The 26,301-nt window shown below is 59.7% G+C and carries 22 protein-coding genes; 8 read left to right on the top strand and 14 right to left on the bottom strand.

Going from position 1 to position 26,301, the window contains the following annotated elements; genetic code table 11:
- Positions 1 to 35: 35 nt before the first annotated feature.
- Together DBR44_RS03310 and DBR44_RS03305 are read right to left on the bottom strand one after the other, a co-directional pair.
- Positions 36 to 2,903, bottom strand: a complete 2,868-nt coding sequence (locus tag DBR44_RS03310) for an adenosylcobalamin-dependent ribonucleoside-diphosphate reductase (RefSeq protein WP_124642044.1) — start codon at positions 2,901 to 2,903, stop codon at positions 36 to 38.
- A gap of 233 nt (positions 2,904 to 3,136) precedes the next feature.
- On the bottom strand, positions 3,137 to 6,466 hold the full coding sequence (locus DBR44_RS03305) for a DUF748 domain-containing protein (RefSeq protein ID WP_158613546.1): 3,330 nt from the start codon (positions 6,464 to 6,466) through the stop codon (positions 3,137 to 3,139).
- 133 nt (positions 6,467 to 6,599) lie between these two features.
- On the opposite strand from DBR44_RS03305, the gene earP reads away from it, so the two are divergent.
- From earP to DBR44_RS03290, 3 genes are all read left to right on the top strand, one after another.
- Entirely contained in the window at positions 6,600 to 7,790 is a 1,191-nt protein-coding gene (gene earP / locus DBR44_RS03300) for an elongation factor P maturation arginine rhamnosyltransferase EarP (RefSeq protein WP_233578337.1), read from the top strand.
- A gap of 57 nt (positions 7,791 to 7,847) precedes the next feature.
- Positions 7,848 to 8,411 carry an elongation factor P gene (efp, locus tag DBR44_RS03295; protein ID WP_103525153.1) on the top strand — a complete coding sequence of 188 codons (564 nt, stop codon included), beginning with the start codon at positions 7,848 to 7,850 and terminating at the stop codon, positions 8,409 to 8,411.
- Between the two features lie 102 nt (positions 8,412 to 8,513).
- On the top strand, positions 8,514 to 9,056 hold the full coding sequence (locus DBR44_RS03290) for a DinB family protein (protein ID WP_124642039.1): 543 nt from the start codon (positions 8,514 to 8,516) through the stop codon (positions 9,054 to 9,056).
- 50 nt (positions 9,057 to 9,106) lie between these two features.
- Here DBR44_RS03290 and zapE read toward each other — a convergent pair whose 3' ends face one another.
- A complete protein-coding gene (gene zapE / locus DBR44_RS03285; RefSeq protein ID WP_124642037.1) occupies positions 9,107 to 10,270 on the bottom strand; it encodes a cell division protein ZapE in 1,164 nt (387 codons plus the stop codon).
- 295 nt (positions 10,271 to 10,565) lie between these two features.
- Between zapE and DBR44_RS03280 the strand changes: the two genes are divergently transcribed.
- From DBR44_RS03280 to DBR44_RS03265, 4 genes are all read left to right on the top strand, one after another.
- A complete protein-coding gene (locus tag DBR44_RS03280; RefSeq protein ID WP_124642035.1) occupies positions 10,566 to 11,306 on the top strand; it encodes an acetoacetate decarboxylase in 741 nt (246 codons plus the stop codon).
- A gap of 15 nt (positions 11,307 to 11,321) precedes the next feature.
- The gene (locus DBR44_RS03275; RefSeq protein ID WP_124642033.1) at positions 11,322 to 12,104 is read left to right on the top strand and encodes a 3-hydroxybutyrate dehydrogenase; all 783 of its coding nucleotides are present in this window, start codon (positions 11,322 to 11,324) and stop codon (positions 12,102 to 12,104) included.
- A 221-nt stretch (positions 12,105 to 12,325) separates the two neighbouring features.
- A complete protein-coding gene (locus DBR44_RS03270; protein WP_124642031.1) occupies positions 12,326 to 13,504 on the top strand; it encodes a patatin-like phospholipase family protein in 1,179 nt (392 codons plus the stop codon).
- Positions 13,505 to 13,565: 61 nt separating this feature from the next.
- Positions 13,566 to 14,471: an acyl-CoA thioester hydrolase/BAAT C-terminal domain-containing protein gene (locus tag DBR44_RS03265; protein WP_124642029.1), complete on the top strand. Its 906-nt coding sequence runs from the start codon at positions 13,566 to 13,568 to the stop codon at positions 14,469 to 14,471.
- 41 nt (positions 14,472 to 14,512) lie between these two features.
- On the opposite strand, the gene cysM is transcribed toward DBR44_RS03265, so the two are convergent.
- From cysM to cmk, 11 genes are all read right to left on the bottom strand, one after another.
- Positions 14,513 to 15,400, bottom strand: coding sequence for a cysteine synthase CysM (gene cysM, locus DBR44_RS03260; RefSeq protein WP_124642027.1), 888 nt, complete (start codon positions 15,398 to 15,400; stop codon positions 14,513 to 14,515).
- Between the two features lie 149 nt (positions 15,401 to 15,549).
- Positions 15,550 to 16,545 carry an ADP-glyceromanno-heptose 6-epimerase gene (rfaD, locus tag DBR44_RS03255; protein ID WP_124642024.1) on the bottom strand — a complete coding sequence of 332 codons (996 nt, stop codon included), beginning with the start codon at positions 16,543 to 16,545 and terminating at the stop codon, positions 15,550 to 15,552.
- 11 nt (positions 16,546 to 16,556) lie between these two features.
- Complete coding sequence (locus DBR44_RS03250) at positions 16,557 to 17,138, bottom strand: DUF924 family protein (RefSeq protein WP_124642022.1); 582 nt, start codon at positions 17,136 to 17,138, stop codon at positions 16,557 to 16,559.
- A 27-nt stretch (positions 17,139 to 17,165) separates the two neighbouring features.
- The gene (gene rfaE1 / locus DBR44_RS03245) at positions 17,166 to 18,128 is read right to left on the bottom strand and encodes a D-glycero-beta-D-manno-heptose-7-phosphate kinase (protein ID WP_124642020.1); all 963 of its coding nucleotides are present in this window, start codon (positions 18,126 to 18,128) and stop codon (positions 17,166 to 17,168) included.
- Positions 18,129 to 18,133: 5 nt separating this feature from the next.
- Positions 18,134 to 19,453 (bottom strand): UDP-glucose/GDP-mannose dehydrogenase family protein, encoded by a 1,320-nt coding sequence (locus tag DBR44_RS03240; RefSeq protein WP_124642018.1) that lies wholly within the window; start codon positions 19,451 to 19,453, stop codon positions 18,134 to 18,136.
- Positions 19,450 to 20,196: an orotidine-5'-phosphate decarboxylase gene (gene pyrF, locus DBR44_RS03235; RefSeq protein WP_124642016.1), complete on the bottom strand. Its 747-nt coding sequence runs from the start codon at positions 20,194 to 20,196 to the stop codon at positions 19,450 to 19,452. The genes DBR44_RS03240 and pyrF overlap by 4 nt, the downstream gene beginning before the upstream one ends.
- A gap of 18 nt (positions 20,197 to 20,214) precedes the next feature.
- Positions 20,215 to 21,375, bottom strand: coding sequence for a lipopolysaccharide assembly protein LapB (lapB, locus tag DBR44_RS03230; RefSeq protein WP_103525164.1), 1,161 nt, complete (start codon positions 21,373 to 21,375; stop codon positions 20,215 to 20,217).
- Positions 21,376 to 21,446: 71 nt separating this feature from the next.
- Positions 21,447 to 21,740, bottom strand: a complete 294-nt coding sequence (locus tag DBR44_RS03225) for a lipopolysaccharide assembly LapA domain-containing protein (RefSeq protein WP_103525165.1) — start codon at positions 21,738 to 21,740, stop codon at positions 21,447 to 21,449.
- A gap of 141 nt (positions 21,741 to 21,881) precedes the next feature.
- The gene (locus DBR44_RS03220; protein ID WP_045846200.1) at positions 21,882 to 22,196 is read right to left on the bottom strand and encodes an integration host factor subunit beta; all 315 of its coding nucleotides are present in this window, start codon (positions 22,194 to 22,196) and stop codon (positions 21,882 to 21,884) included.
- 7 nt (positions 22,197 to 22,203) lie between these two features.
- On the bottom strand, positions 22,204 to 23,895 hold the full coding sequence (rpsA, locus tag DBR44_RS03215) for a 30S ribosomal protein S1 (RefSeq protein ID WP_103525166.1): 1,692 nt from the start codon (positions 23,893 to 23,895) through the stop codon (positions 22,204 to 22,206).
- A gap of 94 nt (positions 23,896 to 23,989) precedes the next feature.
- The gene (cmk, locus tag DBR44_RS03210) at positions 23,990 to 24,658 is read right to left on the bottom strand and encodes a (d)CMP kinase (RefSeq protein ID WP_124642014.1); all 669 of its coding nucleotides are present in this window, start codon (positions 24,656 to 24,658) and stop codon (positions 23,990 to 23,992) included.
- Positions 24,659 to 24,941: 283 nt separating this feature from the next.
- On the opposite strand from cmk, the gene aroA reads away from it, so the two are divergent.
- Positions 24,942 to 26,228 (top strand): 3-phosphoshikimate 1-carboxyvinyltransferase, encoded by a 1,287-nt coding sequence (aroA, locus tag DBR44_RS03205; protein ID WP_124642012.1) that lies wholly within the window; start codon positions 24,942 to 24,944, stop codon positions 26,226 to 26,228.
- Positions 26,229 to 26,301 lie beyond the last annotated feature (73 nt).

The raw sequence follows: 26,301 nt of genomic DNA, 5'->3' as shown, positions 1-26,301 counted from the left end.
GATCGGCGTTTTGCTTGGTCTGACAACAGCAAGCCTTAGCCGCAAGCCCCTACGTGACCGCAGGCCGTGCAGAACTCGCAGCCATCCTTCTTGATCAGCGCATGGTTGCCACATTCAGGGCAGGGTTTGCCGGACAGCGGCTTGAGCAGCGGCTGGGCGGTGGTTTCCGGGCTGAACAGATCGCTCTGCTCCGGCACCATCACCCCCATTTCTTCCAGCGGCACCCCATCGCGGGTCAATACCCCCAGCATGGCGTAGCGGTGAATCATCAGCTGCGCCATATAGGCCACGGTGGAGGGCCAGCTCTGTGACTTTTCCACTCCGGGGATACGCGCAAAGAAATCACCCTGCGCCTCGGCATAGCTGAGCAGCTTGCGCAGCTTCATGCCGATCCAGGCGGGGTCGATCACGCGCATGTCCAGCGACAGCATCTTGCACAGGCCATCCAGTTCACGCGGGTAATTGCCGGCCAGCCATACCGAGTAGGGACGGCGCTGGCCGTTGGGCAAGACCAGTTCCTTGAGGAAGAGTACGAAGTCGTCACCGGTTTGCGGGTTGGCGACATCCACCGACCAGCTCATGGTGCCATCGGTGCCGGACTTGGGCTCCTTGCGGGCAAACAACGCATCCATCACCGGGGTTGGCTCGTGCTGCTCGGCAGTCAGCGCGCCCAGTTGCTCCACGCGGTGGCGCACCACCTGGCCCAGTGCTGCGGCTGCCGAGGTGGCATAGACGGTACGCTCGCCCAGTTCGAAGGCATAGCGCTTGTCGCCATTGGTATGCGACAGCGCCTCCAGCTTGGCCGACAGCCAGGCGTGATCGCGGCAGCGCATGTCCATGGACAGGGTCTTGGCAATGGCACCGAGGCCACGTTGTTCTTCCGTGGCATTCACCCAGCACTCAAACGGGGTGATGCGGCCGTTTTCCACATGCCCCACCACCACCGCAAAATCGCCGGCGGGGCCTTCCACCATATAGGTCCAGGACGGGTTGCCCTCTTTCAGCTTGGGCCGGTTCGGCCACTTCAGGCTGGCCAGCGCCGGGCTGGGCGCGGTATTCAGGGTAATGCGGCGGTCCGGATCGCCATCCTGGCTGGCGGACAGGTCTTGCGGCGCTTCCTTGGCGGTTTCCTTGGCCGGCTCGATGGACAATACCGAACCGAGCACGCTGTTGGGGCGATAGGTGGTAATGCCCTTCAGGCCGTTGCGCCAGGCTTCCAGATACAGGCTTTCGAAATCGGCAAACGGGTAATCTGCCGGCACGTTCACTGTCTTGGAAATGGCGGTATCGATATACGGGGCCACGGCAGCCACCATGCGCATATGATCCAGCGCGCTCATTTCCAGCGCCGAAACAAAATAATCCGGCAGCGCCTGGGTATCGCCACCCTGCATGCGGTAGACACGATAGGCGTGGTCTTCCACCAGGTATTCCTGGGTGCTGCCATCGGCCATGCGCTTTTTGCGGGTGTAGAACCAGGAGAACGGCGGCTCGATGCCGTTACTGGCATTGTCGGCAAAAGCCAGCGAAATGGTGCCGGTGGGGGCAATGGACAGCAGGTGGGAATTGCGGATGCCATGCTTGCGGATGCGTGCCTTGATGCTGTCCGGCAGGCGGCTGGCGCAATGCGGCTCCGCCAGATACTTGTCGGCATCGAACAGCGGAAAAGCACCCTTCTCGATGGCCAGATCCACCGAGGCATCATAGGCGGCATCACGCATGGTTTCCGAGATGCGCGCAGCAAAGCGACGACCCTCTTCACTGTCGTAGCGGATTTTCAGCATGATCAATGCGTCACCCAGGCCGGTGAAGCCCAGGCCGACACGGCGCTTGGACTGCGCTTCGCGTTCTTGTTCCTTGAGCGGCCACACCGTCAGGTCCAGCACATTGTCCAGCATGCGGATGGACATGCGCACCACGCTGTCGAAGGCAGCGAAGTCGAAGCTGGGCTTGCCGCCAAAGGGCTGACGCACGTATTTGCACAGATTCACCGAACCCAGATCGCAGCAGCCGTAGTCCGGCAGTGGCTGCTCGCCGCAGGGGTTGGTGGACTCAATGACTTCGCAATAAGACAGGTTGTTGTCCAGGTTGATCTTGGACATGAACAGCACGCCCGGCTCGGCGTGGTCATAGGTGGACTCCATGATCTGTTTCCACAGATCGCGTGCCGGAATGGTGCGATACACCCACAGGCCGTCTGCACGTTGGTAGTGGCCGGGGAAGGCATCGGTCGCCGGCTCCACGCTGTGCGTCAACTCCCACTCGGCACCCGCCTCCACCGCCTGCATGAAGGCGTCCGACACGCCCACCGAAATATTGAAATTGCGCAGATCGCCCTTGTCCTTGGCGTGGATGAAGTCCTCCACATCTGGGTGACTGACATCCAGCACCCCCATCTGTGCGCCACGGCGAGCGCCGGCCGATTCCACCGTTTCGCAGCTGCGGTCGAACACCCGCATATACGACACCGGGCCGGAAGCGCGGCTGTTGGTCCCCTTCACCCGTGCGCCCTTGGGGCGGATACGCGAGAAGTTGTAACCGACGCCACCACCACGACGCATGGTTTCGGCCGCCTGCAGCAGCGCCTCATAAATGCCGGCCTTGCCATTGGACGGCTCGGACACCGAGTCGCCCACCGGTTGCACAAAGCAATTGATCAGCGTGGCGCGCAAGTCGGTGCCGGCGGCGGAGTTGATGCGGCCACCAGGAATGAAGCCATTGTCCAGCGCCTGGAAGAACAGCGGTTCGAAGCGGGCCGGGTCCTGCTCCAGCGCCGCCAGTGCGCGCGCTACCCGTTGTCTGACTTCGCTGACACTCTGCTCATCACCCTTGGCATACTTTTCCAGCAATACCTCACGCGAGATATCCTGCTCCAGCATGACCGCACTGTTTTCACGCTTCATTCCGGCCCCTCGATTTCCTGAAATTTTTGAGAATTTTCCTGACTTCTGCAGCCTTGCCATTGCGGCAACTCATGCACTCTACGCCTGTTAGCCAAGCAATGCACACCTTGACATTCTCTGGAGCGGGTGTACCGGGCAGACCACACTAGCCACAACATCTGGCAAAAGAAAACGGCGTACTACACCATATGTAGTTACGCCGTTTATTGATGGACATCAAGCCGAATGATGCTCTACTTGCTGCCCAGCTTGATGCCGATGGCGATGCCGTCCCGTTCGGCGCGGGTTTTGGCCGGTTCGCCCAGGGTGATGCGTTCGGCCAAAGTGTTGTCAATCCGCATCATCACCTTGCGGGCATTTTCGGCACGCTGGCGCGCCAGTGCCTGCAAGGCGGCATCGTCCACTTTCTCGGCCGCAATCAGCTCGCCGCGCAACAGCTTGGCCAGGGCGCTGGCCGCCGGGCCACCCGGATTGAGGGTATGGCCCATCAGCTTGAGCCGGCCCAGCCGTTTGGCATAGACCGTCTTGATGGCATCCAGCATGGTGGGATCGGCCAGATCCGGTACCGGCAACGGCTCGCCAGGCAACAGGCTGCGCCCGGCTACCTGCAGGATGGCGCTGTCGATACGGGCGCGGGCCAGCTCCTTGCTATCAACCGCAGGGTCAAAACTGCCAGCGATCTGCAACTGCATTTTGGGACGCTTGGCCATCACCGCAGCCACTTTTTCCAGCTTCTCGCGCTCGGGCGGGGCCACATTGGCTTCACCCGGAATGAAAAACACATTGTCGAAACCATCGCCGCCCATCAGTGCGCCCAATGCCCGGAACGGTGCGGTCACCACCTTGGTCAGCACATTCACCAGCGCCTTCCACACGATCTGGCCATAGCTGAACTGCGGATCATCCAGACTGCCGGCGACCGGCAGGTCCAGATCAATCTTGCCATCGCTGTCTTCCAGCAGGGCCACGGCCAGCCGCAGCGGCAGGTGCGTTCCCTTGTAGTCCGGCACCTCGTCGCCCAACAGGATGGTGTTGATCACCACCCGGTTCTGCCCCTTCATCTGGCGATGGTCGAGCAGGTAGTGCAGGTCGACAGTGAGCCGGCCGTCATTGATGCGCCAGCCGGCAAAGGTAGTGGCATAGGGATTGAGGTTGTTCAGCGGAATATTGCGGAAAGACAGGGTGACATCGGTATTGTCGGTTACCGCCAGCGGTGCCAGCGCGCCACGCACCCGCACATCGCCATACTGGTCGACATCGCCATCCAGGGTAATGGTGCCGGTACGGCCAGGACGGGTGGACAAGCCCTGGATGGAGCCACGCAGATGGTGCATCTGGGTGGCAAAGTTCGGCTTCATGCTCTGGTCGGCAAACTGCACCTTGCTGCGATTCAGATGAATGCTGCGGATTTCCACCGGCGGAATGCTGCTGGCAGCAGACGGCTTGGCCGCCACGGCGGTTTTCGGCGCTGCCGCAGCCTTGGCCGCAAAAATGCGCTGCCAGTTGAGCTGGCGCTGGGCATCCAGAATCAAGCGGGCAGACAGTTCTTCCAGCTGCACATCCTGCACCGCCACGCTGAGCGGTAAGGCCTGGGTGCTTTGCGCACGGATGCCATTGACCCGCAGATTGCGCCAGCCCAGCAACGGCAGTTTCTCACCCGGCTCCATGATGGCCAGGCTGCTGATACCGGCGGTACCAGCCACTTTCCAGCCTTTGCTGGCCGACTCCACGTCCAGCTGGGCATTCAGTTGGCCGCCATTCATGCGCAGCGGCGTACCGGACAGGCCATAAGGTGCAAACGGTGCCAGCGGCAGTGCCTGGGCATTCACCTTGCCCTTGACCGCGGCCGTGGCCGGGTCCAGTTGCAGCGCTGCCTTGAGCTGGCCGGACTCCAGCTGGCCGGCCAGCTCCAGTGCCAGCTGTCCGGCCGCATCAGCCTGTAACGTTGCGTTCAGCGCGCGTAGCGTGGCACTGACTGGCCGTGGCAGGGTCTGGTCGGTCCAGCCCAACTGGCCATCCGTCAGCTTGACCGTGGGGTAATGCAACTGCCAGCCGGGCTGGCTTTTGCTGTCGGCATGCGCCGGCTGGCTGGCCGGCGGATTGGCCTTGCCGCGTGCAAACAGCCGGGCCAGGTTTAATTGCCCCTGCTTGTTACGCTCCACCGCAACACGCAGGCCCTGCAAATCCAGCGCACCCGGCTCGATCAGCAGATCGTGCTGCACAATGCGCGAAGGCTGCAGCGTGGCCTTGGCCAGCGTGATCTGCTCTTCCCGCTCGTGATTGCCCAGCTTGATGTCAGCCAGCTCGGCCGCCAGCCGGTCAACGCTGAAGCCCTGTTTCGGGTCCAGCGCAAAACGGGCATGCAGCAGCGGCAAGGAGGCCGACAGCTGCAAGGGGGTGGCAAAACCGGCATCGGTCAACCGGTATTGCCAGTTGGCCAGCTTGATATCGTCCACCGCGATCGACCATGGCGACGGCGCACTCTTGCGCGCAGGGGTAGCCGACGCGGCTGAGGACTGCTGCGGCAGCGCCATCATCCAGTCGATCAAACCGTTCTGCATGCGCATTGCGTCCAGGCTGCCGCCTTCCAGCGCCACTTGCTTGATGGCCAGGCGGCTGCCTTGCAGATCAAAGCTGCCACCAATCACATTGAGGGTGGGCAGGGAAAAATGGTGCTGGCTTGCAGGTGCCTGCATCAGCAAGCCCTTGAGCTGGGCCGTGAAGGGGCTGATCTGCAACTGGGCGCGCTTGCCGCTCATGTCGAAATGGTAACTAGCCTGGGCCGACAGCTCGCCTTGCGGCTTGGCGATATTGAACTGTGGCTTGATGTAGTCCCACACGCTGGCCAGGGTAAAGCCGCGGATGCTGGCTTGGCCGGTCGATTGCAGCGGCTGCAATTGCAGGCTGCCCTTCCAGTCCAGCTGGGTGCCATCACCCAGCGCCGCATGCAGGCGATAGCCGCCGGCTTCCGGCAGGGTGGACAGATCGGTCAGTGACAGATTCAGCGGCGATACCTTGAACTGCTCGCTGCTGCCGGCCAGCTGGTCGTTGACCATGACCTGGCCATTGCGGATGGCCAGCGCCTGCAGCAGGAATTTGGGGGCGGCACTGTCCTGCTGTTTCGGCTGGGCCGGACCACTGGCATCGCTGATGAAGCGCGCCCAGTTCCACTGTCCCTGTCCATCACGCTTGACCCACAGCTTGGGCGCATCCACAGAAAACTCCGACAGCTGCCAGCGCCCCAGCAGTAGCGCGGTGGGATCGAAATTGACATAGACACGGTCGGCGGCGAACAGCGGCTCGCCCTTGCCCTCGGCCAGTTGCAGCCGGCGTATTTCCACCGCCATTTTCCACGGATTGATGGAGACTTCGCCCAGGTTCAGCTGGCGGCCAATGCCGGCAGCCCATTTGCTGGCCTGGCTCTGTACGATGCCCGGTGCAATGCCCGCCAGAAACCCCCAGCACAGCAGGATGAAGCCAAGCAGGCCGGCCAGCCAGCGCCGCCAGCGCGATGGCTTGCCCGGCGACGGGGGATTTCCAGAATTCTGATCAGTTGTGCTCATGACACTCTTCTTGTACGCACCAGCTTTCATTTTAACTGTTTTATCAAATACTGTTATCCGCATGTTGTTAGCAAAGTTGTGTGCGCAGGATGACAGGGCTGCCACGCCAGCACAGGCTAAAGCAGCCCGTGCTATGCTGCGCCTGCCCTCATTTCATCATGCCGCCATGCCACACACCGCACGCCTCAGCTGGGATATTTTCTGTACCGTCATCGACAACTACGGTGATATTGGGGTCGCCTGGCGACTGGCCCGCCGGCTGGCCCACGACTTTGGCCACCCGGTGCGGCTGTGGGTGGATGATCTGGCCAGTTTTTCCCGCATCGCCCCGCTGCTGGACCCGGCCAGCCCGCTACAGCAGGTGGACGACATCGAAATCCGCCGCTGGAGCCAGGACGACGGCTTTGCCGACTACCAGCCGGCACAGGTGGTGATCGAAGCCTTCGGCTGCCGCCTGCCGGACGCCGTTGAGCAGGCCATGGCCGCATCCGCCACAGCACCGGTGTGGATCAATCTGGAATACCTGTCGGCGGAGGACTGGGTGGCCGGCTGCCATGGCATGGCCTCGCCCCACCCGCGCCTGCCGCTGACCAAGTACTTTTTCTTTCCCGGCTTTAGCGACAGCACCGGCGGCCTGCTGTGCGAGGACGGCCTGATCGCCACCCGCCAGCGCTGGCAACAGGACAAACTGGCCCAACGCGCCTTCTGGCAGATGTTCGACATCCCGGAAAAGCAGCCGGAAGAATGGCGCGTCAGCCTGTTTGCTTATGAAAACCCGGCCGCACGCGCGCTGCTGGAGTACTGGACGCGCAGCCAGATGCCGGTGCACTGCATGGTGCCGGAGGGCAAGGTGCTGGCCGATGTCGAGGCGGTGCTGGGGCGGCCGCTACAGGCCGGGCAGCATGCCACGCGTGGCGCGCTGACCGTGCATGTGCTGCCGATGACCGACCAGGACAGCTACGATCTGACGCTGTGGTCGTGTGATATCAACTTCGTACGTGGGGAAGACAGCTTCGTGCGGGCGCAATGGGCCGGCCGGCCCTTCGTCTGGCACATCTACCCACAGGAAGACGCGGCACACATGGTGAAGCTTGATGCCTTTTTGTCACACTATTGCGCCGAGCTGGATACTGACACCGCGGCGGCCATCAAGGCCGCCAGCCATGCCTGGAACCACGGCCAGGGCATGGTGGCAGCCTGGCAGCAACTGGAAAACCGCCTGCCGCAATGGCACCAGCACAGCCGCAACTGGCCGGACAAGTTGCTCAAGCAAGGAGACTTGGGGATGCGGCTGGTGCAATTCATACAAAACCGGCTAAAATAGTCCGTTTTTCGGAAACCGATTTCCGAGTTCAATCAAGAGTTTGGGACTTTACAAGCAATGAAAACCGCACAAGAACTCCGCGCTGGCAACGTATTCATGGTAGGCAACGACCCGATGGTCGTGCAAAAAGCCGAATTCAGCAAATCCGGCCGCAACGCATCCGTTGTAAAAATGAAGATGAAGAACCTGCTGACCGGCACCGGCTCCGAAGCCGTTTACCGCGCTGACGACAAGTTCGACGTCGTGGTTCTGGATCGCAAGGATTGCACCTACTCCTATTTTGCTGACCCGATGTATGTCTTCATGGACAGCGAATTCAACCAGTACGAAGTAGAAGCCGACAACCTGGGCGATGCACTCAACTACATCGTTGATGGCATGGAAGATGTTTGCCAGGTGACCTTCTACGATGGCAAGGCCATCTCCGTAGAACTGCCGACCACCGTGGTTCGCGAAGTGGAATACACCGAACCGGCCGTACGTGGCGACACCTCGGGCAAGGTTCTGAAGCCGGCTCGTCTGGTTGGTACCACTTTCGAAGTACAGGTTCCGGCCTTCGTCGTGACCGGCGAAAAGATCGAAATCGACAGCCGTACTGGCGAATTCAAGAAGCGCGCCTGATCGCCTGCTTGATGTCATGCAAAAAGCGGCCCACGGGCCGCTTTTGTTTTGCCTGTCATTCCTGCAGATGCTGCGCTATGGTGCTGTTTTCAGGAGGGGACAATGAAGCGACTCGAACAGCTTGCGCTGCAAGCCCGCTACAACCAGTGGATGAACGACAAGCTGTATGCCGCGGCAGCCAGTTTGCCAGCCGAGGCAGTCACACGCGATACCGGCGCATTTTTCGGCTCTTTGCTGGGCACGCTCAACCATATCGTGGTGGGTGACACGCTATGGCTGCAGCGCTACGCCGGCCATCCGGCGGCTTTTGCTGCCTTGCAGCCGGTGCAGGACATTCCCCGTCCGGCCTCGCTGGACGGCCTGCTGTTTGCTGAGCTGCCAGCCCTGCTGGCCCGCCGCCAGCAGCTGGACCACATCATCATCACCCTGTGCGCCGAGCTGCAGGAAGCGCACCTCGACGTAGCCCTCCCCTATCACAACACCAAGGGCGTGGCGCAGCGCAAGAACTTCCACGCCCTGCTGCTGCACCTGTTCAACCACCAGACCCATCATCGCGGCCAGGCAACGACACTGCTCACCCAACTGGGTGCCGAGGTCGGTTTGACCGACCTGCTGGCGCTGATCGACGACATCCCGGCAGCCTGACAGCAAAACGGCCAGACAAAGTCTGGCCGTGGATGGCAAAGCACGGTGGCTCAGATCACCACACCCGGCGGCGGCTGGTCGTGGGTCTGGCCGGCACTCTGATGCGGCAGCTCCAGATAGCTCTTGGACTGCATCTCGGTCAGCCGGCTGGCGGTGCGGAAAAACTCGCTGGCCTGGACGCCATCGGTATAGATATCGTCGATTTCCACTGTGGCCGAAGCAATCAGTTTCACCCGATTGTCGTAAAACACATCCACCAGCCAGGTGAAACGCCGCGCAATGGAAGCATCCTTGGCCTGCAGCTTGGGGATGCCGCTGATGAATACCGTGTGGAATTCGGTGGCGATTTCCAGGTAATCGGTCTGGGCGCGCGGGCCGTCGCAGATGGCCGGAAAATCAAACCAGATCATACCTGGTGCCAGCTTCCTCACCGGAATATGCCGGCCCAGAATCTCGATTTCCTGCTTGGCAATCAGCGTCTCGCTGCTCAGCCGGGCAAACATGGCCTCCATGCGCTCCTCGGCAGCGGCATCGTCCGGCACCATGAACAAGGGCTCGCGCGTCAGTTCGCGCAGGCGGTAATCATTGCCACCATCCACGTTCAGCACATTCAGTTCGCGCTTGATCAACTCGATGGTGGGCAGGAAGTTCTGCCGTTGCAGGCCATTGGGATAAAGATTATCCGGCGGATAGTTGGACGTGGTCACCAGCACCACGCCACGCTCAAACAGCGCACTGAGCAGGCGACCCAGCATCATGGCATCGGCAATATCGCTGACATGGAATTCGTCAAAGCACAGCAGCCGGGTATCGCGGGCGATCTTGTCGGCATAGGCCAGCAAGGGGTCCTTGCTGCCAGCCAGCAGGCGCAGCTCGCGGTGCACCTCGGCCATGAAATTGTGAAAATGAATGCGGCGCTTGCGCCGATACGGCACACAGGCATAGAAGGCATCCATCAGGAAACTCTTGCCACGGCCCACCCCGCCCCAGAAATACAGGCCACGCGGCACATCCGGGCTGCGCAGGCTGCGGCCCAGGAAGCGGTTGCGCTTATCTTTGAATTCCAGCAACTGATGCCACAGCGCATCAAGCTCTTCGATGGCAGCTGCCTGCGCCGCGTCATGAATGAAACCGGGCTTTTCACTGGCGGCCTGATACCAGGCCTTGGGGCTGGTCAGGGCGTTGCCATCCGGGGAAAAGGTATGCTGGGACATGATGTGTGCTGTTCTGTTGTTGATTTGTGGCGCAGGTGAACACCAGCGCAATGGAGCCAAACCGCGGGCCCTGCCCGTCCGGCGATTAATAGCGCATGATAACCCGAATCAACGCGCTGCCGGTCAAGTGAAAAACCGCGCCGGACACGTAACTGCAATCAGTCATCCCTGACAATTAGACCGGTCTCCACGATCTGGCTGTGACGAGCCTCGCCAGACATCCTTAACAGGCTGTCGCCGGCTGGCCATGGCGGCATGCATTCCAGCAACGCAGCACACCCTTACAGGTACGGCCATGAATATTGAACAGATTCGCCGGCAAGCCTTTGCCATGCCCTTTTGCAGCCCGGCCTTTCCACCCGGCCCCTACCGCTTTTACCAGCGGGAATTCTTCATCATCAGCTACCGTACCGATCCGGACAAACTGCGCGCCGTCATCCCCGAGCCGCTGCAGATGGTCGAGCCGGTGGTCAATTTCGAATTCATCCGCATGCCGGACTCCACCGGCTTTGGCGACTACACCGAAAGCGGCCAGGTGATTCCGGTTTCCTACCAGGGGAAACCGGGCAACTACACCCATGCCATGTACCTGAACGACCACCCGCCAACCGCCGGTGGCCGCGAGCTGTGGGGTTTTCCCAAGAAGATGGCCAGCCCGCGTCTGCAAGTGCACACCGACACCCTGGTGGGCGAGCTGGACTACGGCCCGGTACGGGTAGCCACCGGCAGCATGGGTTACAAGCACCGGAAACTGGATGGGCAGGCCATTGCCGAAAGCCTGCGCACGACACCGAACTACCTGCTGAAAATCATCCCCCATGTCGATGGCACGGCGCGCATCTGCGAGCTGGTCAGCTTCCCCATGCTGGATGTCACCGTACACGGTGCCTGGAGCGGCCCGGCAGCGCTGTCACTGTTTGCCCATGCCCTGGCACCGGTGGCGGAGCTGCCGGTGCTGGAAATTCTGGGCGCCAAGCATTATGTTGCCGACCTGACACTGGGTCTGGGCAAGGTCGAGTTTGATTATCTGGTCTGAAACAGGAGAAGCCTCATGAAACTGCAAGGAAAAGTTGCCCTGATTACCGGTGCCGCCAGCGGCATCGGCCGTGCCATTGCCGAAACCTATGCCCGCGAAGGCGCTGCGGTGGCCATCGCCGATATCAATCTGGCAGCGGCGCAGGCCACGGCCAGTGAAATCGAAGCCGCAGGTGGCAAAGCCATGGGCGTGGCCATGGATGTCACCAACGAGGAAGCCGTCATCGCCGGCACCCAGGCCGTGGTCGATGCCTTTGGCCAGCTGGATATCCTGATTTCCAATGCCGGCATCCAGATCATCAGCCCGCTGGTGGATTTCAGCTTTGCCGACTGGAAAAAAATGCAGGCCATCCATGTCGATGGTGCCTTCCTCACCACCCGCGCCGCCCTGCCCCACATGTACAAGGACAAGCGCGGTGGCACCGTCATCTACATGGGTTCGGTGCACTCGCATGAAGGCTCGAAACTGAAATCCGCCTATGTCGCCGCCAAGCACGCGCTACTGGGCCTGAGCAAGGTGCTGGCCAAGGAAGGGGCTGAATTCAATGTCCGTTCACATGTGATCTGCCCCGGCTTCGTGCGCACCCCGCTGGTGGAAAAACAGATTCCCGAACAGGCGGCCACACTGGGCATCAGCGAAGAGGACGTCATCAAGCATGTGATGCTGGGCGACACTGTGGACGGCGTATTCACCACGGTGGACGATATCGCCCAGACGGCGCTGTTCCTGGCGGCCTTCCCCAGCGCGGCACTGACCGGCCAGTCGGTGGTAGTCAGCCACGGCTGGTATATGCAATAAGAGCCGCTAACAAAAACCCTGCTGCTGCGTTGCGCCTCCTTGCCGTACTTTGTGTACTGTCTGCGTCGGCGCGCCTTGCCCCAGGGACGCTACGCTATTTTGTTAGCCGCTCTAAGCGGTAATGCACGGGGCCGCCAGCGCCATGGCAAGGGCGCGACAGGCGGCTCCCCTCTTTCGGCAAACCAGAACAGCCGCACATCGATGTGCAGACGGAGTATTGCATGAGCGTTGGCTACGATCCGCAACACCGCCTTTATCACAGCGCCAGCCTGCCGGCTGGCCATCAATACAATGTTGTCGCACTGTTGCTGCAAGGCGGCGGCGCGCTCGGCTCCTACCAGCCCGGGGTGTATCAAGGCCTGGCCGAGGCCGAGTTGCACCCCAACTGGGTGGCCGGCATTTCCATTGGCGCACTGAACGCCGCCATCATTGCCGGCAATCCGCCCAATAAACGTGTCGACCAGCTGCGCCGCTTCTGGGAAACCATCTGCCAGCCGCCCATTCTGCCCGCCACACCGCTGGCCATGCTGGACCCCGAGCACTGGCCGGCCAGCATGCAGCATCTACTGGCCGGCTGGGAAGCATGGCGCTCGATGCTGGAGGGGCAAAACGGCTTTTACCGGCCACGCCTGCCCTGGGCCATGCAACATGCCAGCAGTCCGGCGGATATCAGCTTCTACGACACCAGTCCACTCAAGCAGACGCTGGAACAGCTGGCCGATTTCGACCGCATCAACGACAGCAGCCAGATGCGGGTATCGGTTGGCGCGGTCAATGTCCGTAGCGGCAACTTCGTCTATTTCGACAATACCCGGCAAAAACTGCGACCGGAGCACTTCATCGCCTCGGGTGCCTTGCCTCCCGGCTTTCCGGCAGTGGAAATCGACGGCGAGTTCTACTGGGATGGTGGCGTGGTGTCCAATACGCCGCTAAGCCAGCTGATCAGCAAGGAAAACCGCCACAACACCCTCGCCTTCCAGGTGGACCTGTGGAGTGCCCGCGGCAACTTGCCCGGCAATATGAAGGAAGTGGCCATGCGGCAGAAGGATATCCAGTATTCCAGCCGCACCCGCATGGTGACCGATGTCCTGCGCCAGGAGCTGCAGTACCGTGAACTATTGTCCGAGCTGATGGCACTGGTTCCCGAAAGCGAGCATGGCTCGGCAGCCTTTCTGGCCGCCCGGCACGCCGCCAACTGCCAGCGCCTGAACGTGGTGCATCTGATCTATCAGGACAAGGTTTACGATGACCACTACAAGGACTACCAGTTTGGCCTGCAGACCATGCGCCAGCACTGGCATAGCGGCTATCAGGACATTCGCAACAGTCTGCGCCGCCCCGGCTGGCTGAACATGCCCAGCGCCGAGCAGCCCTTTGTCAGTCACGATGTCCACCGCTGAAGCCTGAATTTAGCTAGGCGCAAGGCTAAATACTATCAACACTACAGACAAAACCAATATCATGCTCACCAAGTGTATTTACCTGCTACAGGCGTTGCTATTGGTTTTGCTGCTAGGCTGCCAAAGCTTGCCTCCTCTTTCCGAACAAGCACCTACTGGAAAACTGTTTCATTATCCAGATGGTGGCAGCGCCATTTATTACGAAATAGCCTTTGGAGACATAAAAAAAGACACAGCGATATTCACCTATGCAGCAACAGGCTGCTCCAGCCTTAAATACCAATTGCCACAATATTTTTCGGCAATAAAAGCCAATGCAACTCTTTACGCTCTAAATAAAAGATATGTAAATGATCTGTCGTTTATCAATAGCTGTGGCGATGACTTTATCCGAGCAAATATATTTAAAAATCGCCAGCAGGATTTTATCAATTTTGTCAAAGCAAAAAGCGCAGAACTCTCATTCAAACCGAAAAACATCGTACTAATCGGCGTTTCAGAGGCAGCCAATGTAATTATCAAGGCTGCAACACAACTACCATCCGTAACACATATAGTGATCATTGGAAGTGGTGGTTTCACCATGAGGCGTTCGCTACAAGAGCTCAAAAACAATCATTTGCTCAATAAAATATACGACATTGATCAAGCTAGCAAAATGATAAAAAATGAGTCTGCATCTTTGCAAAGGAACTGGTTTGGCAATCCGATACACTGGTGGAACGACATACTGGATGTCGACCCTATCGAAGACTATTTAACAATTAGCGTTCCCATACTGTTAGGCGTTGGTGCAGAGGATGCCAACCAGCCTCTGGCATCGGTCAAATATCTGGAACAGAAATTTACCGAACACAACAAGCACAATCTGACCGTTCGGATTTATTCGAACAATGGGCATAGTCTGTCCCCTACCGCGAGAGCAGATCTGTTTCAACTACTGAATCAGTATCTGGTCAATAACTAGCGGTATGGGGACACTTGCTTCACTGTATTACGGTAGAAAACTTATAAAGGAAACAGCCCGGTGGACAGATAGCGGTCGCCACGATCGCAGACAATGGACACAATCACCGCGTTTTCCAGTTGCTGGTTCAGCCGCAGCGCTACCGCCAGTGCGCCACCTGAGGACGGCCCGGCGAAAATACCTTCTTCCCGCGCCAGCTGGCGGGCGGTGTCTTCCGCCTCTTGTTGCGACACATGAATCAGCTGATCGATACGGCTGAAGTCGCAGATCTTGGGCAGATACTCGTCTTCCCATTTGCGGATGCCGGGAATCTGGCTGCCGGTTTCCGGCTGCACGCCGATGATCTGGATGGCCGGATTCTGTTCTTTCAGATAACGGCTATTGCCCATGATGGTGCCGGTAGTGCCCATGCTGGAAACAAAATGGGTGACCCGGCCCTGGGTGTCCGCCCAGATTTCCGGCCCGGTACTTTCATAGTGCGCCAGCGGATTATCCGGGTTGGCAAACTGGTCCAGAATCACCCCCAGCCCGGCACGCTGCATGCGGTGCGCTTCGTCGATGGCTCCCGGCATGGAAGTTTCTTTCGGGGTCAGAATGACCTCGGCACCGTAGGCGCGCATGGTTTGCACGCGCTCGGCGCTGGAGCCTTCCGGCATCAGCAAGATCATCTTGTAGCCCATCATCGCCGCTGCCATGGCCAGCGCAATGCCGGTATTGCCACTGGTAGGCTCGATCAGGGTATCCCCCGGTTTGATGTCACCACGCACTTCGGCACGGCGAATCATCGACAGCGCAGGCCGGTCCTTGACCGAGCCGGCCGGATTATTTCCTTCCAGCTTGAGCAGCACCACATTGCTGCTGTCCCCCGGCATGCGCTTGAGCCGAACCAGCGGCGTATGGCCGACGAAGTCTTCCAGATACTTGTACACAGTGAGTCTCCTTGGCAGAGCGCCATTATACGACCTGGTGCTAAGAGGCAGTCGAACCGTTATTTCTAATCAAATAACCAAGCTGCAACAGGCTGGCAATGAAAAACCGCCAGCACAAGGCATGGCGGTTTCGGGATGGCTGGCAGCAATCAGCGGCTGATCAGCCAGTCCACGTAGCGATCCACGCCCTGCTCCACGGTCAACATCGGTGCGCTGTAGCCAGCATCGCGCAGCTTGCCGATATCGGCCTGGGTAAAGCTCTGGTACTTGCCCTTGAGCGCCTCGGGGAATTCGATGTACTCGATGATGCCCTGTGCCACCAGCTCGTCCAGGCTCAGGGCCGGCTTGCCTTCGTGGCGACGGCAGGCATTGACGGTGGACACCGCCACATCGTTGAAAGGCTGGGCACGGCCCGAACCCAGATTGAAAATGCCGCTCTTGCCCGGATTATCCAGGAAGTACAGATTGACCTTGACCACGTCCTCCACCGAGACAAAGTCGCGGCTTTGCATGCCATTGCCCCAGCCATCGTTGCTGCCGAACAGCTTGACCTTGCCGTGCTCACGGTACTGGTTGAAGTTGTGGAAGGCCACCGAAGCCATGCGGCCCTTGTGCTGTTCCTGCGGACCGTAGACATTGAAGTAGCGGAAACCTACGGCCTGGGCAGACAGGCCTTCTTTCATGCGCTGGCGCAGTACCTGGTCGAACAGGAATTTGGAATAACCGTAAACGTTGAGCGGGCCTTCGTACTGGCGCTCTTCCTTGAAGATGGAGCCTTTGCCATAGGTGGCGGCACTGGAGGCAAACAGGAACTGGATTTCCTCGTGTTGGCAGTAATCGAACAAGGCCAGGGTGTACTGATAGTTGTTGTCCATCATGTACTTGCCATCGTGGTTCATGGTATCGGAGCAGGCACCCTGATGCAGGATGGCGCTGATCTCGCCCTCGAACTCGCCTTCCAGCAGCAGATTCAGAAAATCATGCTTGTCCAGATAGTGGGCGATTTCACAGTCCACCAGATTGCGGAACTTGTCGCCGGAGGTCAGGTTGTCCACGGCGATGATGTCGGTGATGCCGCGCTGGTTCAGCGCCTTGACGATATTGGAACCGATAAAGCCGGCGGCGCCGGTAACCACGATAGTCATTGTGCGTCCTTTCAGAAGGAGGAGCCGGGCTGCTGCAAAAAGGCCAGCTCTTCCGGAGTACTGGGGCGACCCAGCAGGGCATTGCGATGAGGGAAACGGCCAAAACGCCGGATAATGTCGCGATGCCGCTGGGCGTAGTCGATAAATTCGGCGCTGTGCGGATAGGCCGCCAGCGTCTGGAACAGCGCCACCGACACATCCTGGTCGGCCAGCTGCTCGCTATGTTCGAAAGGCAGATAGGCAAACACCCGTGCCATTGGTGGCAAAACCTGGTCAGCCGCAGCGTCAACCAGCTGGCGTGCCGCAGCCAAGGCCAGTGCATCACTGGCGAAAGCCTGGGCGGTGTCGCGATACATATTGCGTGACAGCTGATCAGTCAGGACGATATAGCCCAGCAACGCCAGCGGCTCAGCTGCCGACGGCATGGCCAGTTGCCCGGCCATGGCCGCTTGCCACGTACCGGCAAAGCGCTGCTGCAGCAGCTGGTCGAAGTCAGGGTCTTTGCGAAACCACTTGGCTTGCGGCTGCTGCATCTGCTCTGGCGCATTGCCGCCAAACCAGCATTGCACTACCTCGTCCAGTACTGTCGTCATGCGCATACTCCTGCCTTGCGGCCAGCGTTAAACAGCAAACAATTCCTGCTGCGTGCAAACTGCCGTACCCAGCTTGCCCACCACAATGCCAGCAGCGGCATTGGCCAGACTCATGGCCAGCGGCAGCGTCAGCCCGGCGGCCAGCGCCAGACCCATGGTGCCGATCACCGTGTCCCCCGCGCCGGACACGTCGTACACCTCGCGGGCGAAGGTAGGCTGATGCAAGGCGCCTTCGGCACGGAACAAGGTCATGCCCTCTTCGCTGCGGGTCACCAGCAGGGCGTCCAGCTGCAGTTCGGTACGCAAGGCCTGGGCCTTGGCAATCAGCTGTTCTTCGTTTTGCCAGCTGCCGGCCACCTCTTTGAACTCGCTGCGATTCGGTGTCAGCAGGGTGGCGCCGGCGTACTTGGCATAATCATCGCCCTTGGGGTCGATCAGCACCGGCTTGCCCGCGGCACGTGCCAGTTCGATCATGCGAGTCACATGCGTGAGGCCACCCTTGCCATAGTCGGACAAGATGACCACATCGTGCTCGGCCAGCACGGCCTGGTATTGTTCAAGCTTGTCCGCCAGGATTTCGCGGCTGGGGGCATCTTCAAAATCCAGCCGGATCAATTGCTGCTGGCGCGCCACCACTCGCAACTTGATGGTGGTGGAAATGGCCGCATCACGCTTGAGCAAGGTGGTGATGCCGTCTTCCAGCATCAGTCGCTCCAGCGCGCTGGCTGCCTCGTCATCGCCCACCACCGACAGGATGGAAGCCTTGCCACCCAGGCTGGCGATATTGCGCGCCACATTGGCAGCGCCGCCGGCGCGTTCTTCCATGCGGCCGATGCGAGCCACCGGTACCGGTGCTTCCGGCGAAATGCGCGAGACATCGCCAAACCAGTAACGGTCCAGCATCACGTCCCCCACCACCAGCACACGAGCACGGGCCAGATCGGCACTCAGCGTGGCTCCATCCAGCCCCAGTTCTTGCAACAGATTCATACGGTTTAGCGTCCTATCGCCTGATAGTCGAAGCCCAGCTCGCGCAGCCAGGCCGGATCATACATATTGCGGCCATCCAGAATCACCGGATGCTTGAGGCTGGCCTTGATGGCGTCGAAGTCCGGCGCGCGGAACATCTTCCATTCGGTGACCACCAGCAAGGCATCCGCCCCATGCAGGGCAGACATCATGTCGTCGGCAAAACGCAGCCCCGGCAGATCACCCATGACGCGGCGCGCTTCATCGGCAGCGACCGGATCATAGGCGGCAACCGTTGCGCCACGGCGGATCAGTTCGGCGATGATGACGCGGCTGGAAGCCTCACGCATATCGTCGGTATTCGGCTTGAAGGCCAGGCCCCACAGCGCAAAATGGTGACCCGTGAGGTCATCGCCAAAACGCTTGACCAGCTTGTCCACCAGCCGGCGTTTTTGTGCCTCGTTGGCCTCTTCCACAGCCGTCAGTACACGCATGGCGTGGCCCTGTTCGCGACCGCTGGCCACCAGTGCCTTGACGTCTTTCGGGAAGCAGGAGCCACCATAACCGGCCCCCGGATACAGAAAGTGATAGCCGATGCGCGGATCGGAACCGATACCGCGCCGCACCAGCTCGATGTCGGCACCCAGATCTTCAGCCAGATTGGCCAGCTCGTTCATGAAGGAAATACGGGTAGCCAGCATGGCGTTGGCGGCGTATTTGGTCAGTTCGGCCGAGCGTACATCCATGAACAGGATGCGGTCGTGATTACGCTGGAATGGTGCGTACAGGCGGCGCATCAGCTCGATGGCACGCTCATCTTCAGCACCGACCACGATGCGGTCGGGCTTCATGAAGTCCTCGATCGCCGCGCCTTCTTTCAGAAACTCCGGGTTGGACACCACGCTGTAGGCGATGTCGGCACCGCGCTCCGCCAGGGTGGCGGCGATCTGCGCCTTGACCTTGTCGGCCGTGCCAACCGGTACGGTGGATTTATCCACCACCACCTTGGGCTCGCTCATGTAGAGGCCGATATTGCGGGCGGCCGCCAGCACGTATTGCAGGTCGGCGGAGCCATCTTCATCCGGCGGGGTGCCCACGGCGATGAACTGCACTTCGCCAAAGGCAACGGCGGCGGGGATGTCCGTGGTGAACGACAGACGGCCGGCCTCGACATTGCGCCGCACCATGTCGTCCAGACCGGGTTCGTAAATGGGAATGCCACCTTGTTGCAAAGTGGCAATCTTGGCCGGGTCTACATCCAGACACAGCACATGGTTGCCCACTTCGGCAAGGCAGGTACCGGTCACCAGACCAACATAGCCGGAACCGACAACGGTAATTTTCATGCCTGTTCTGCCCGGTAAAGCGCGATATCGCGGTTGATCTTGCGCAGCACATCCAGCGGCACATCGGCACGGGTGATGGGGCGACCGATCACCAGATAATCGGCACCGGCCTCCAATGCTGCCACCGGGGTCATCACCCGGCGCTGATCGTCGGCAGCGCTATCAGCCAGGCGGATACCCGGGGTAACCAGCTGGAATGCCTTGCCCAGCGCGGCCTTGAGCATGGGCGCTTCCTGTGCCGAGCACACCACGCCATCCAGACCGCAATCACGGGTCAGTGTCGCCAGCCGCAATACATGCTCCTGCGGCGAGGCGCTAATGCCGATTTCAGCCAGATCAGCCGCTTCCATGCTGGTGAGCACGGTCACAGCAATCAGCAGCGGACGCTGACTGTATTGTGCCAGGCCCTCGCGTGCCGCTTCCATCATGCGGCGGCCACCGGAGGCATGCACATTCACCATCCACACGCCGGCCTCGGCCGCAGCCTTGCAGGCATGAGCCACGGTATTGGGAATATCATGGAATTTCAGATCAAGAAATACCTGAAAGCCTCGCGCGGCGAGGCTTTCCACCAGGCCGCGCCCGGTCGAGGTAAACAATTCCTTGCCCACTTTGAGCCGGCATTGTTGCGGGTCGAGGCGGGCTGCAAAGTCAAGGGCCGACGGCGCATCGGCAAAATCCAGCGCCACGACGACAGGAGATGCCGGTTGCAGGTCCTGACCGGCGGCAATTAGCGGATTCATGTCTTCTCCTGAATGCGATCAATGAGTTTCCGAGCGGTTGGGCGTAAAGCTTTCCCACTCGCCGCAGGCGGGGCAATGCCAGAAGAAGGCCCGCGAGCGGAAATTGCAACACTTGCAGCGGTGCACTGTCAGGCGCGCTGCATGTTTCTGGATCAGGGCGCGGGCCACTTCGGCATCCATCCGCCCTTCTGGCGACAGCTCGTCCATCTGCGCTTCGATCAGGCGGTAAACGCCCATCAGATTGGGACGGGCATGTACCGACTGACGGGCCACTTCCAGCGCCCGCTCCTCGCCCTCGTAGGCCGACAGCTTCTGATACAACAGGTCGGTCAGCTCGAGTTGCGGGAAAGTCTTCTGGTAGCCCTGCAACAGGGCAATGCCCTCTTGCGGCTTGTCCAGCTTCTCGTAGGCGTCGAACAAGCGTTCTGCCGCCATCGACAAGTATTCGTAATTCTGTTTCTCGATGTTTTGCCATGCCGCAATGGCGGCTTCGATTTTGCCTTCGGCAAATTCGATATCGCCCAGAATCAGGCTGGCGCGCACACATTTGCGATTGGCCTGCATGGCCTCGGCCACCAGGGTGCGGGCGGCCGGATAATTGGAACGGTACAGCTCGCCCTGAGCCAGTTCGCAGAAAAACTGTGCCACTTCATGCTGAAAAGAGTGGGCGTCGCTGCGCAGCTCCTTGGCGGTTTCAATCGCTTTTTTCCAGTCGCGATCCTGCTGGTAGATATCCAGCAACTGGCGTCGCGCTGCCAACGCCATATTGCCGCCCAACAGTTTCAGCAAGATTTCTTCGGCCCTATCCACCAGACCAGCCTTGCGAAAATCCTGTGCAAGTTCGTTGCGCACGATGTCACGCTGTTCGGCAGGCAGGTCGGACGATTCCAGCATGCGCTGATGCAGACGAATGGCGCGGTCGTTCTCGCCGCGTTTGCGATACAGCTTGCCCAGCGTCAGTTGCAGTTCCGGTGCGGAACCCTGCTGGCGCGATACCTCGGCCAAAGCCCGCGCCGCGATGTCGGTCTTGTCATCAACGAGAGCATCCAGACCACGGAAAAAGCCGGTGGGAACCGACTTGGCCTGCTTCAATACGGTGCGCATGTCTACCCGCGCAGCCAGCCAGCCCAGACCGAAGAAGGCCGGGAATAGCAGCAGCCACCACAAATCCAGTTCCAAAGAGTGCTTCCTTCAAGGAGAGTAAGAGGCCGACCCCGCGCGTAAGGCGGCAGGGTCTGAACAGACTGGGCCTAGTCGGCCAGTGCGTCGCTGGGATCGACGGCGACCTTGCTGCTGGGCGGACGGTTACGCAATTCCTTCTTGAGCTGGGACAGCTCCTTGCGCATGCGCAGATAGTAGGAGAAGGTGGCCAGCAATCCGACAGCAGCGCCTGCAACAAAGAACACCAGCAGGAAGACAATCAGCGGTGCCGACCAGGACTGGCCGAAGAACAGCTTGAACTCGACCATGTGGCTGTTTTGCACGGTGACGGCAATCAGGAAAACCAGCAGGGCCAATTCGATGATACGCACGATGTAGCGCATGCTCTTTACTCGGAGAGGGTTACCGGAGTGCAAGTTTAAACGATAGTGTGCTGCAACCCAAGCAAGAGGAGAGTCAAACAAAGAAAAAGCGCCGCAAAAGCGGCGCTTTGATTTGGCTTGCTAGACCGGGATTCGCGGCGATCAGGCCTGGGTCTGCTCCAGCAGGGACAGATCCACCCGTTCGCGCAATTCCTTGCCGGCCTTGAAATGCGGCACATATTTCTCAGGAACCGAGACACTGCTACCTGATTTCGGGTTACGGCCCACACGGGGCGGACGGTAGTTCAGGTCGAAGCTACCGAAGCCGCGGATTTCAATGCGGCTACCCTGTGCCAGGTTGCTGGCCATCGCATCCAGAATGGTTTTGACAGCCAGCTCAGCATCTTTGTAGACCAACTGAGAATTGCGCTCGGCAAGACGTTCTGCCAGCCGCGCGATCAGCTCAGACTTGGTCATGATGCAATTACTCGTTGGAGCCGGACAGCTTGGCCTTCAACAGAGCACCCAGGTTGGTAGTACCAGCCGAAGCGCTGTCAACCGACAGGTTCTTCATGGCGGTGCTGTCTTCCTGAGCATCCTTGGCCTTGATGGACAGGCTGATATTGCGGGACTTGCGATCCACGGCAATGATCACGGCTTCCACTTCTTCGCCATCTTTCAGCAGGGTACGGGCATCTTCCACGCGGTCACGGGACAGCTCGGAAGCACGCAGGTAGCCTTCAACGTCCATGTCCAGGGAGATAACTGCACCCTTGGCATCAACAGCCTTCACGGTACCCTTGACCAGAGCGCCCTTGTCGTTCATGGCAACGTAGTTGTTGAACGGATCACCTTCCAGTTGCTTGATGCCCAGGGAGATGCGTTCTTTTTCCACGTCGATGGACAGAACAACGGCTTCAACCTCGTCACCCTTCTTGAACTTGCGCACGGCATCTTCGCCGGTTTCGTTCCAGGACAGGTCGGACAGGTGAACCAGGCCGTCGATACCGCCCGGCAGGCCAACGAACACACCGAAGTCGGTGATCGACTTGATGGCGCCCTTCAGCTTGTCACCCTTGTGGAAGTTGTCAGCAAACTCGTTCCACGGGTTGGCCAGGCACTGCTTCATGCCCAAGGAGATACGACGACGGTCTTCGTCGATTTCCAGGATCATGACTTCAACTTCATCACCAACCTGAACAACCTTGGACGGGTGTACGTTCTTGTTGGTCCAGTCCATTTCGGACACGTGTACCAGACCTTCGATGCCTTGTTCGATTTCAACGAAGGCGCCGTAGTCGGTCAGGTTGGTTACCTTGCCGAACAGACGGGTGCTGGCCGGGTAGCGACGGGACAGACCAACCCACGGATCTTCGCCCAGTTGCTTCAGACCCAGGGATACACGGTTCTTCTCTTGGTCGAACTTCAGGACCTTGGCTTCGACTTCGTCGCCAACAGCCAGAACTTCGGACGGGTGCTTCACACGACGCCATGCCAGGTCGGTGATGTGCAGCAGGCCGTCGATACCGCCCAGGTCAACAAACGCACCGTAGTCGGTGATGTTCTTGACGATACCCTTGATAACGGCGCCCTCTTTCAGGGTTTCCAGCAGAGCCTTGCGCTCTTCGCCCAAGGTTTCTTCCAGAACCGAACGACGCGAAACAACCACGTTGTTACGCTTGCGGTCCAGCTTGATAACCTTGAATTCGATGTTCTTGTTTTCGTACGGGGTGGTGTCTTTCACCGGACGCACGTCAACCAGGGAACCCGGCAGGAAGGCGCGGATGCCGTTGACCATAACAGTCAGGCCACCCTTGACCTTGCCGCTGATCAGGCCGGACAGGATCTTGCCGGTTTCCAGCGCTTCTTCCAGCTCAACCCATGCAGCCAGACGCTTGGCTTTTTCACGGGACAGCTTGGTTTCGCCAAAGCCGTTTTCCAGCGCGTCGATGGCAACAGTCACGAAGTCGCCGATGGCAACTTCAACAACGCCTTCGTCGTTCTTGAATTCTTCGGCCGGAATCAGGGATTCAGATTTCAGGCCGGCATTTACAGTTACGAAGTTGGAATCAACTGCAACGACTTCGGCAGTGATCACCTCGCCCACGCGCATGTCGTGAAGGGTCAGGCTTTCTTCGAACAGCTGGGCAAAGTTTTCCATAGAGAGGGTAGTCATCAAGCTTACTCTCGGTGCACACCTTGCGGCGTGCGGGGTTAGGGTTGAACACAGGGCGCTTCTTGCAGTGCAGCAAGCGTTGCCCTTTAAAAAATCATATGCCGGAGGCCTGGGACTGCCCGAAGCAACGAAGTACCGTTTCGACCGCCTGGTCGATGGTGAGCTCCGTGGTGTCGAGCAGAAAGGCGTCCGGCTCTTGGCGCAGCGGCGCTACCGCCCGGGCCGCATCGCGCGTGTCCCGATCGATAATGTCCTGCAGAATCCGTGGAAGGTTAGCAGATTCCCCCTTGCCGATCAACTGCTTATGGCGGCGCGCTGCACGCTCATCGGCACTGGCAGTCAAAAAAATCTTTGTCGCAGCCTGCGGAAACACCACCGAACCCATGTCGCGGCCATCGGTCACCAGGCCCGGAATCACGGCAAAATCACGTTGTCGCTGCAATAGCGCGGCGCGTACCGCTGGCAGGGCCGCCACTTTCGATGCGCCAATACCGATTTCTTCTGCCCGGATGTCTTCGCTGACATCGTTGCCATCCAGCCACACTCGCCCTTGCTCGAAAGCCGCCGGCAAGGTAGTGGCCAGCTCGGCCAGAGGCTGCTCGGCATCCCATGCCACATCCTGCTTGCGCGCATGCAGGGCAAGCAGGCGATAGAGCGAGCCGGAGTCCAGATAATGAAAGCCCAGGCGCTGGGCAACGATGGCGGCGACAGTACCCTTGCCGGAAGCGGAAGGGCCGTCGATGGTGATAACGGGAACTGACATGGGCTTGACTTGCATCCTGTAGCACACGACGACGAGCTGAACCGTCGCCAAACCGTTGATTTTAACGCAGTCGCCAAGTGGCAGGAACGGCTTTGGCAGGATTTTCTGCCGCAGCGCAACAGACAAAGCAGCAAGACGGCAAGATTGTAGTTTGCACGTTACCCCGCTGCCCTTTACAGTGATAGGCCGCAACGCCCGCCAGCCCTGCCTGCAGCAACCTGAGCGCGCGTGATGACAATACCCGGACAATTTCACGACACCTACAGAGACTCGACGCAACGCCATGGAACAGCTCCGCCTTACTCCGACTCCGCACCTTGCCGGCACCATCAAGCTGCCCGGCTCCAAAAGCATTTCCAACCGCACCCTGCTACTGGCTGCGCTGTCCAGCGGCACGACGCTGGTGCGTGACCTGCTGGATTCGGATGACATCCGCCACATGCTGGCCGCACTGGGCCTGCTTGGCGTAAGCGTTGAGCAGCTGGGCAATAGCCGTGACTTCCGGGTACAAGGCGTGGGTGGTGAGTTTCCGGTCAAAAGCGCCGACCTGTTTCTGGGCAATGCCGGCACCGCCTTTCGCCCGCTGACCGCCGCATTGGCGCTGATGCAGGGTAATTACCAGTTGTCTGGCGTGGCCCGCATGCATGAACGGCCGATTGGCGATCTGGTGGACGCCTTGCGCGCTGCCGGTGCCGAAATCAGCTATCAGGGCAATCCCGGCTATCCGCCGCTGGCCATTGCCCCGGCCAGCCTGCGCGCCGGTGAAGTAATTCCGGTCAAGGGCAATGTTTCCAGCCAGTTTCTGACCGCCTTGCTGATGGCGTTGCCGCTGACCGGTGAAACCGTCACCATCGAAGTGGTCGGCGAGCTGATTTCCAAACCCTATATAGAGATAACGCTCAACCTGATGGCACGCTTCGGTGTGCGCGTTGAGCGCCAGGGCTGGCAGCGCTTCGTGATTCCGGGTGGCCAACACTATATTTCGCCGGGCGAAGTCCATGTCGAGGGCGACGCCTCCAGCGCCTCCTACTTCCTGGCGGCTGGCGCACTGGCTGGTGGTCCGGTACGGGTAGAGGGCGTGGGTAATAACAGCATCCAGGGTGATGTGAAATTTGCTGACACCCTGCACCAGATGGGGGTTGCCATCACCATGGGCGACAACTGGATCGAGGCGGCAGCCAGCGGCAAGCTCAAGGCTATCGACGTCGACCTGAATCACATCCCGGACGCCGCCATGACCATTGCCATCGCCGCACTGGCAGCGGATGGCACCACCACCCTGCGCAATATCGAAAGCTGGCGCGTCAAGGAAACCGACCGCCTGTCAGCCATGGCAACGGAGCTGCGCAAGGTCGGTGCAATCGTGGAAGAGGGGCAGGACTACATCCGCATCACCCCGCCGGCCAGCCTGACCGCCGATGCCGAGATCGACACTTACGACGATCACCGCATGGCCATGTGCTTTTCGCTGGTCTCGCTGCTGGGCGTTCCGGTCATCATCAATGACCCGAAATGCGTGGCCAAGACCTTCCCCGACTATTTCGATGTATTGGCTACCCTGACCGCCTGATTTGGGGCCTTAGCCACAAATCATCACGCCCGCCCCAGCGGGCGTTTTTCATTTCCACGGCATAATCTGCTTG

This window comes from Aquitalea sp. FJL05, from assembly GCF_003852595.1.
Lineage (GTDB): Bacteria > Pseudomonadota > Gammaproteobacteria > Burkholderiales > Chromobacteriaceae > Aquitalea > Aquitalea aquatilis.
This window is presented reverse-complemented; position numbering and strand designations above follow the sequence as displayed.

Excerpts from the sequence above, each read along its gene's own strand:
- DBR44_RS03280 (WP_124642035.1), top strand. The coding sequence starts at position 10,566 with ATGAATATTGAACAGATTCGCCGGCAAGCCTTTGCCATGCCCTTTTGC.
- DBR44_RS03310 (WP_124642044.1), bottom strand. The coding sequence starts at position 2,903 with ATGAAGCGTGAAAACAGTGCGGTCATGCTGGAGCAGGATATCTCGCGT.
- DBR44_RS03290 (WP_124642039.1), top strand. The coding sequence starts at position 8,514 with ATGAAGCGACTCGAACAGCTTGCGCTGCAAGCCCGCTACAACCAGTGG.
- aroA (WP_124642012.1), top strand. The coding sequence starts at position 24,942 with ATGGAACAGCTCCGCCTTACTCCGACTCCGCACCTTGCCGGCACCATC.
- zapE (WP_124642037.1), bottom strand. The coding sequence starts at position 10,270 with ATGTCCCAGCATACCTTTTCCCCGGATGGCAACGCCCTGACCAGCCCC.
- DBR44_RS03270 (WP_124642031.1), top strand. The coding sequence starts at position 12,326 with ATGAGCGTTGGCTACGATCCGCAACACCGCCTTTATCACAGCGCCAGC.
- rfaE1 (WP_124642020.1), bottom strand. The coding sequence starts at position 18,128 with ATGAATCTGTTGCAAGAACTGGGGCTGGATGGAGCCACGCTGAGTGCC.
- DBR44_RS03240 (WP_124642018.1), bottom strand. The coding sequence starts at position 19,453 with ATGAAAATTACCGTTGTCGGTTCCGGCTATGTTGGTCTGGTGACCGGT.
- rfaD (WP_124642024.1), bottom strand. The coding sequence starts at position 16,545 with ATGACTATCGTGGTTACCGGCGCCGCCGGCTTTATCGGTTCCAATATC.
- DBR44_RS03220 (WP_045846200.1), bottom strand. The coding sequence starts at position 22,196 with ATGACCAAGTCTGAGCTGATCGCGCGGCTGGCAGAACGTCTTGCCGAG.
- efp (WP_103525153.1), top strand. The coding sequence starts at position 7,848 with ATGAAAACCGCACAAGAACTCCGCGCTGGCAACGTATTCATGGTAGGC.
- DBR44_RS03250 (WP_124642022.1), bottom strand. The coding sequence starts at position 17,138 with ATGACGACAGTACTGGACGAGGTAGTGCAATGCTGGTTTGGCGGCAAT.
- DBR44_RS03305 (WP_158613546.1), bottom strand. The coding sequence starts at position 6,466 with ATGAGCACAACTGATCAGAATTCTGGAAATCCCCCGTCGCCGGGCAAG.
- DBR44_RS03275 (WP_124642033.1), top strand. The coding sequence starts at position 11,322 with ATGAAACTGCAAGGAAAAGTTGCCCTGATTACCGGTGCCGCCAGCGGC.
- DBR44_RS03265 (WP_124642029.1), top strand. The coding sequence starts at position 13,566 with ATGCTCACCAAGTGTATTTACCTGCTACAGGCGTTGCTATTGGTTTTG.
- pyrF (WP_124642016.1), bottom strand. The coding sequence starts at position 20,196 with ATGAATCCGCTAATTGCCGCCGGTCAGGACCTGCAACCGGCATCTCCT.
- DBR44_RS03225 (WP_103525165.1), bottom strand. The coding sequence starts at position 21,740 with ATGCGCTACATCGTGCGTATCATCGAATTGGCCCTGCTGGTTTTCCTG.
- cmk (WP_124642014.1), bottom strand. The coding sequence starts at position 24,658 with ATGTCAGTTCCCGTTATCACCATCGACGGCCCTTCCGCTTCCGGCAAG.
- earP (WP_233578337.1), top strand. The coding sequence starts at position 6,600 with ATGCTGCGCCTGCCCTCATTTCATCATGCCGCCATGCCACACACCGCA.
- rpsA (WP_103525166.1), bottom strand. The coding sequence starts at position 23,895 with ATGACTACCCTCTCTATGGAAAACTTTGCCCAGCTGTTCGAAGAAAGC.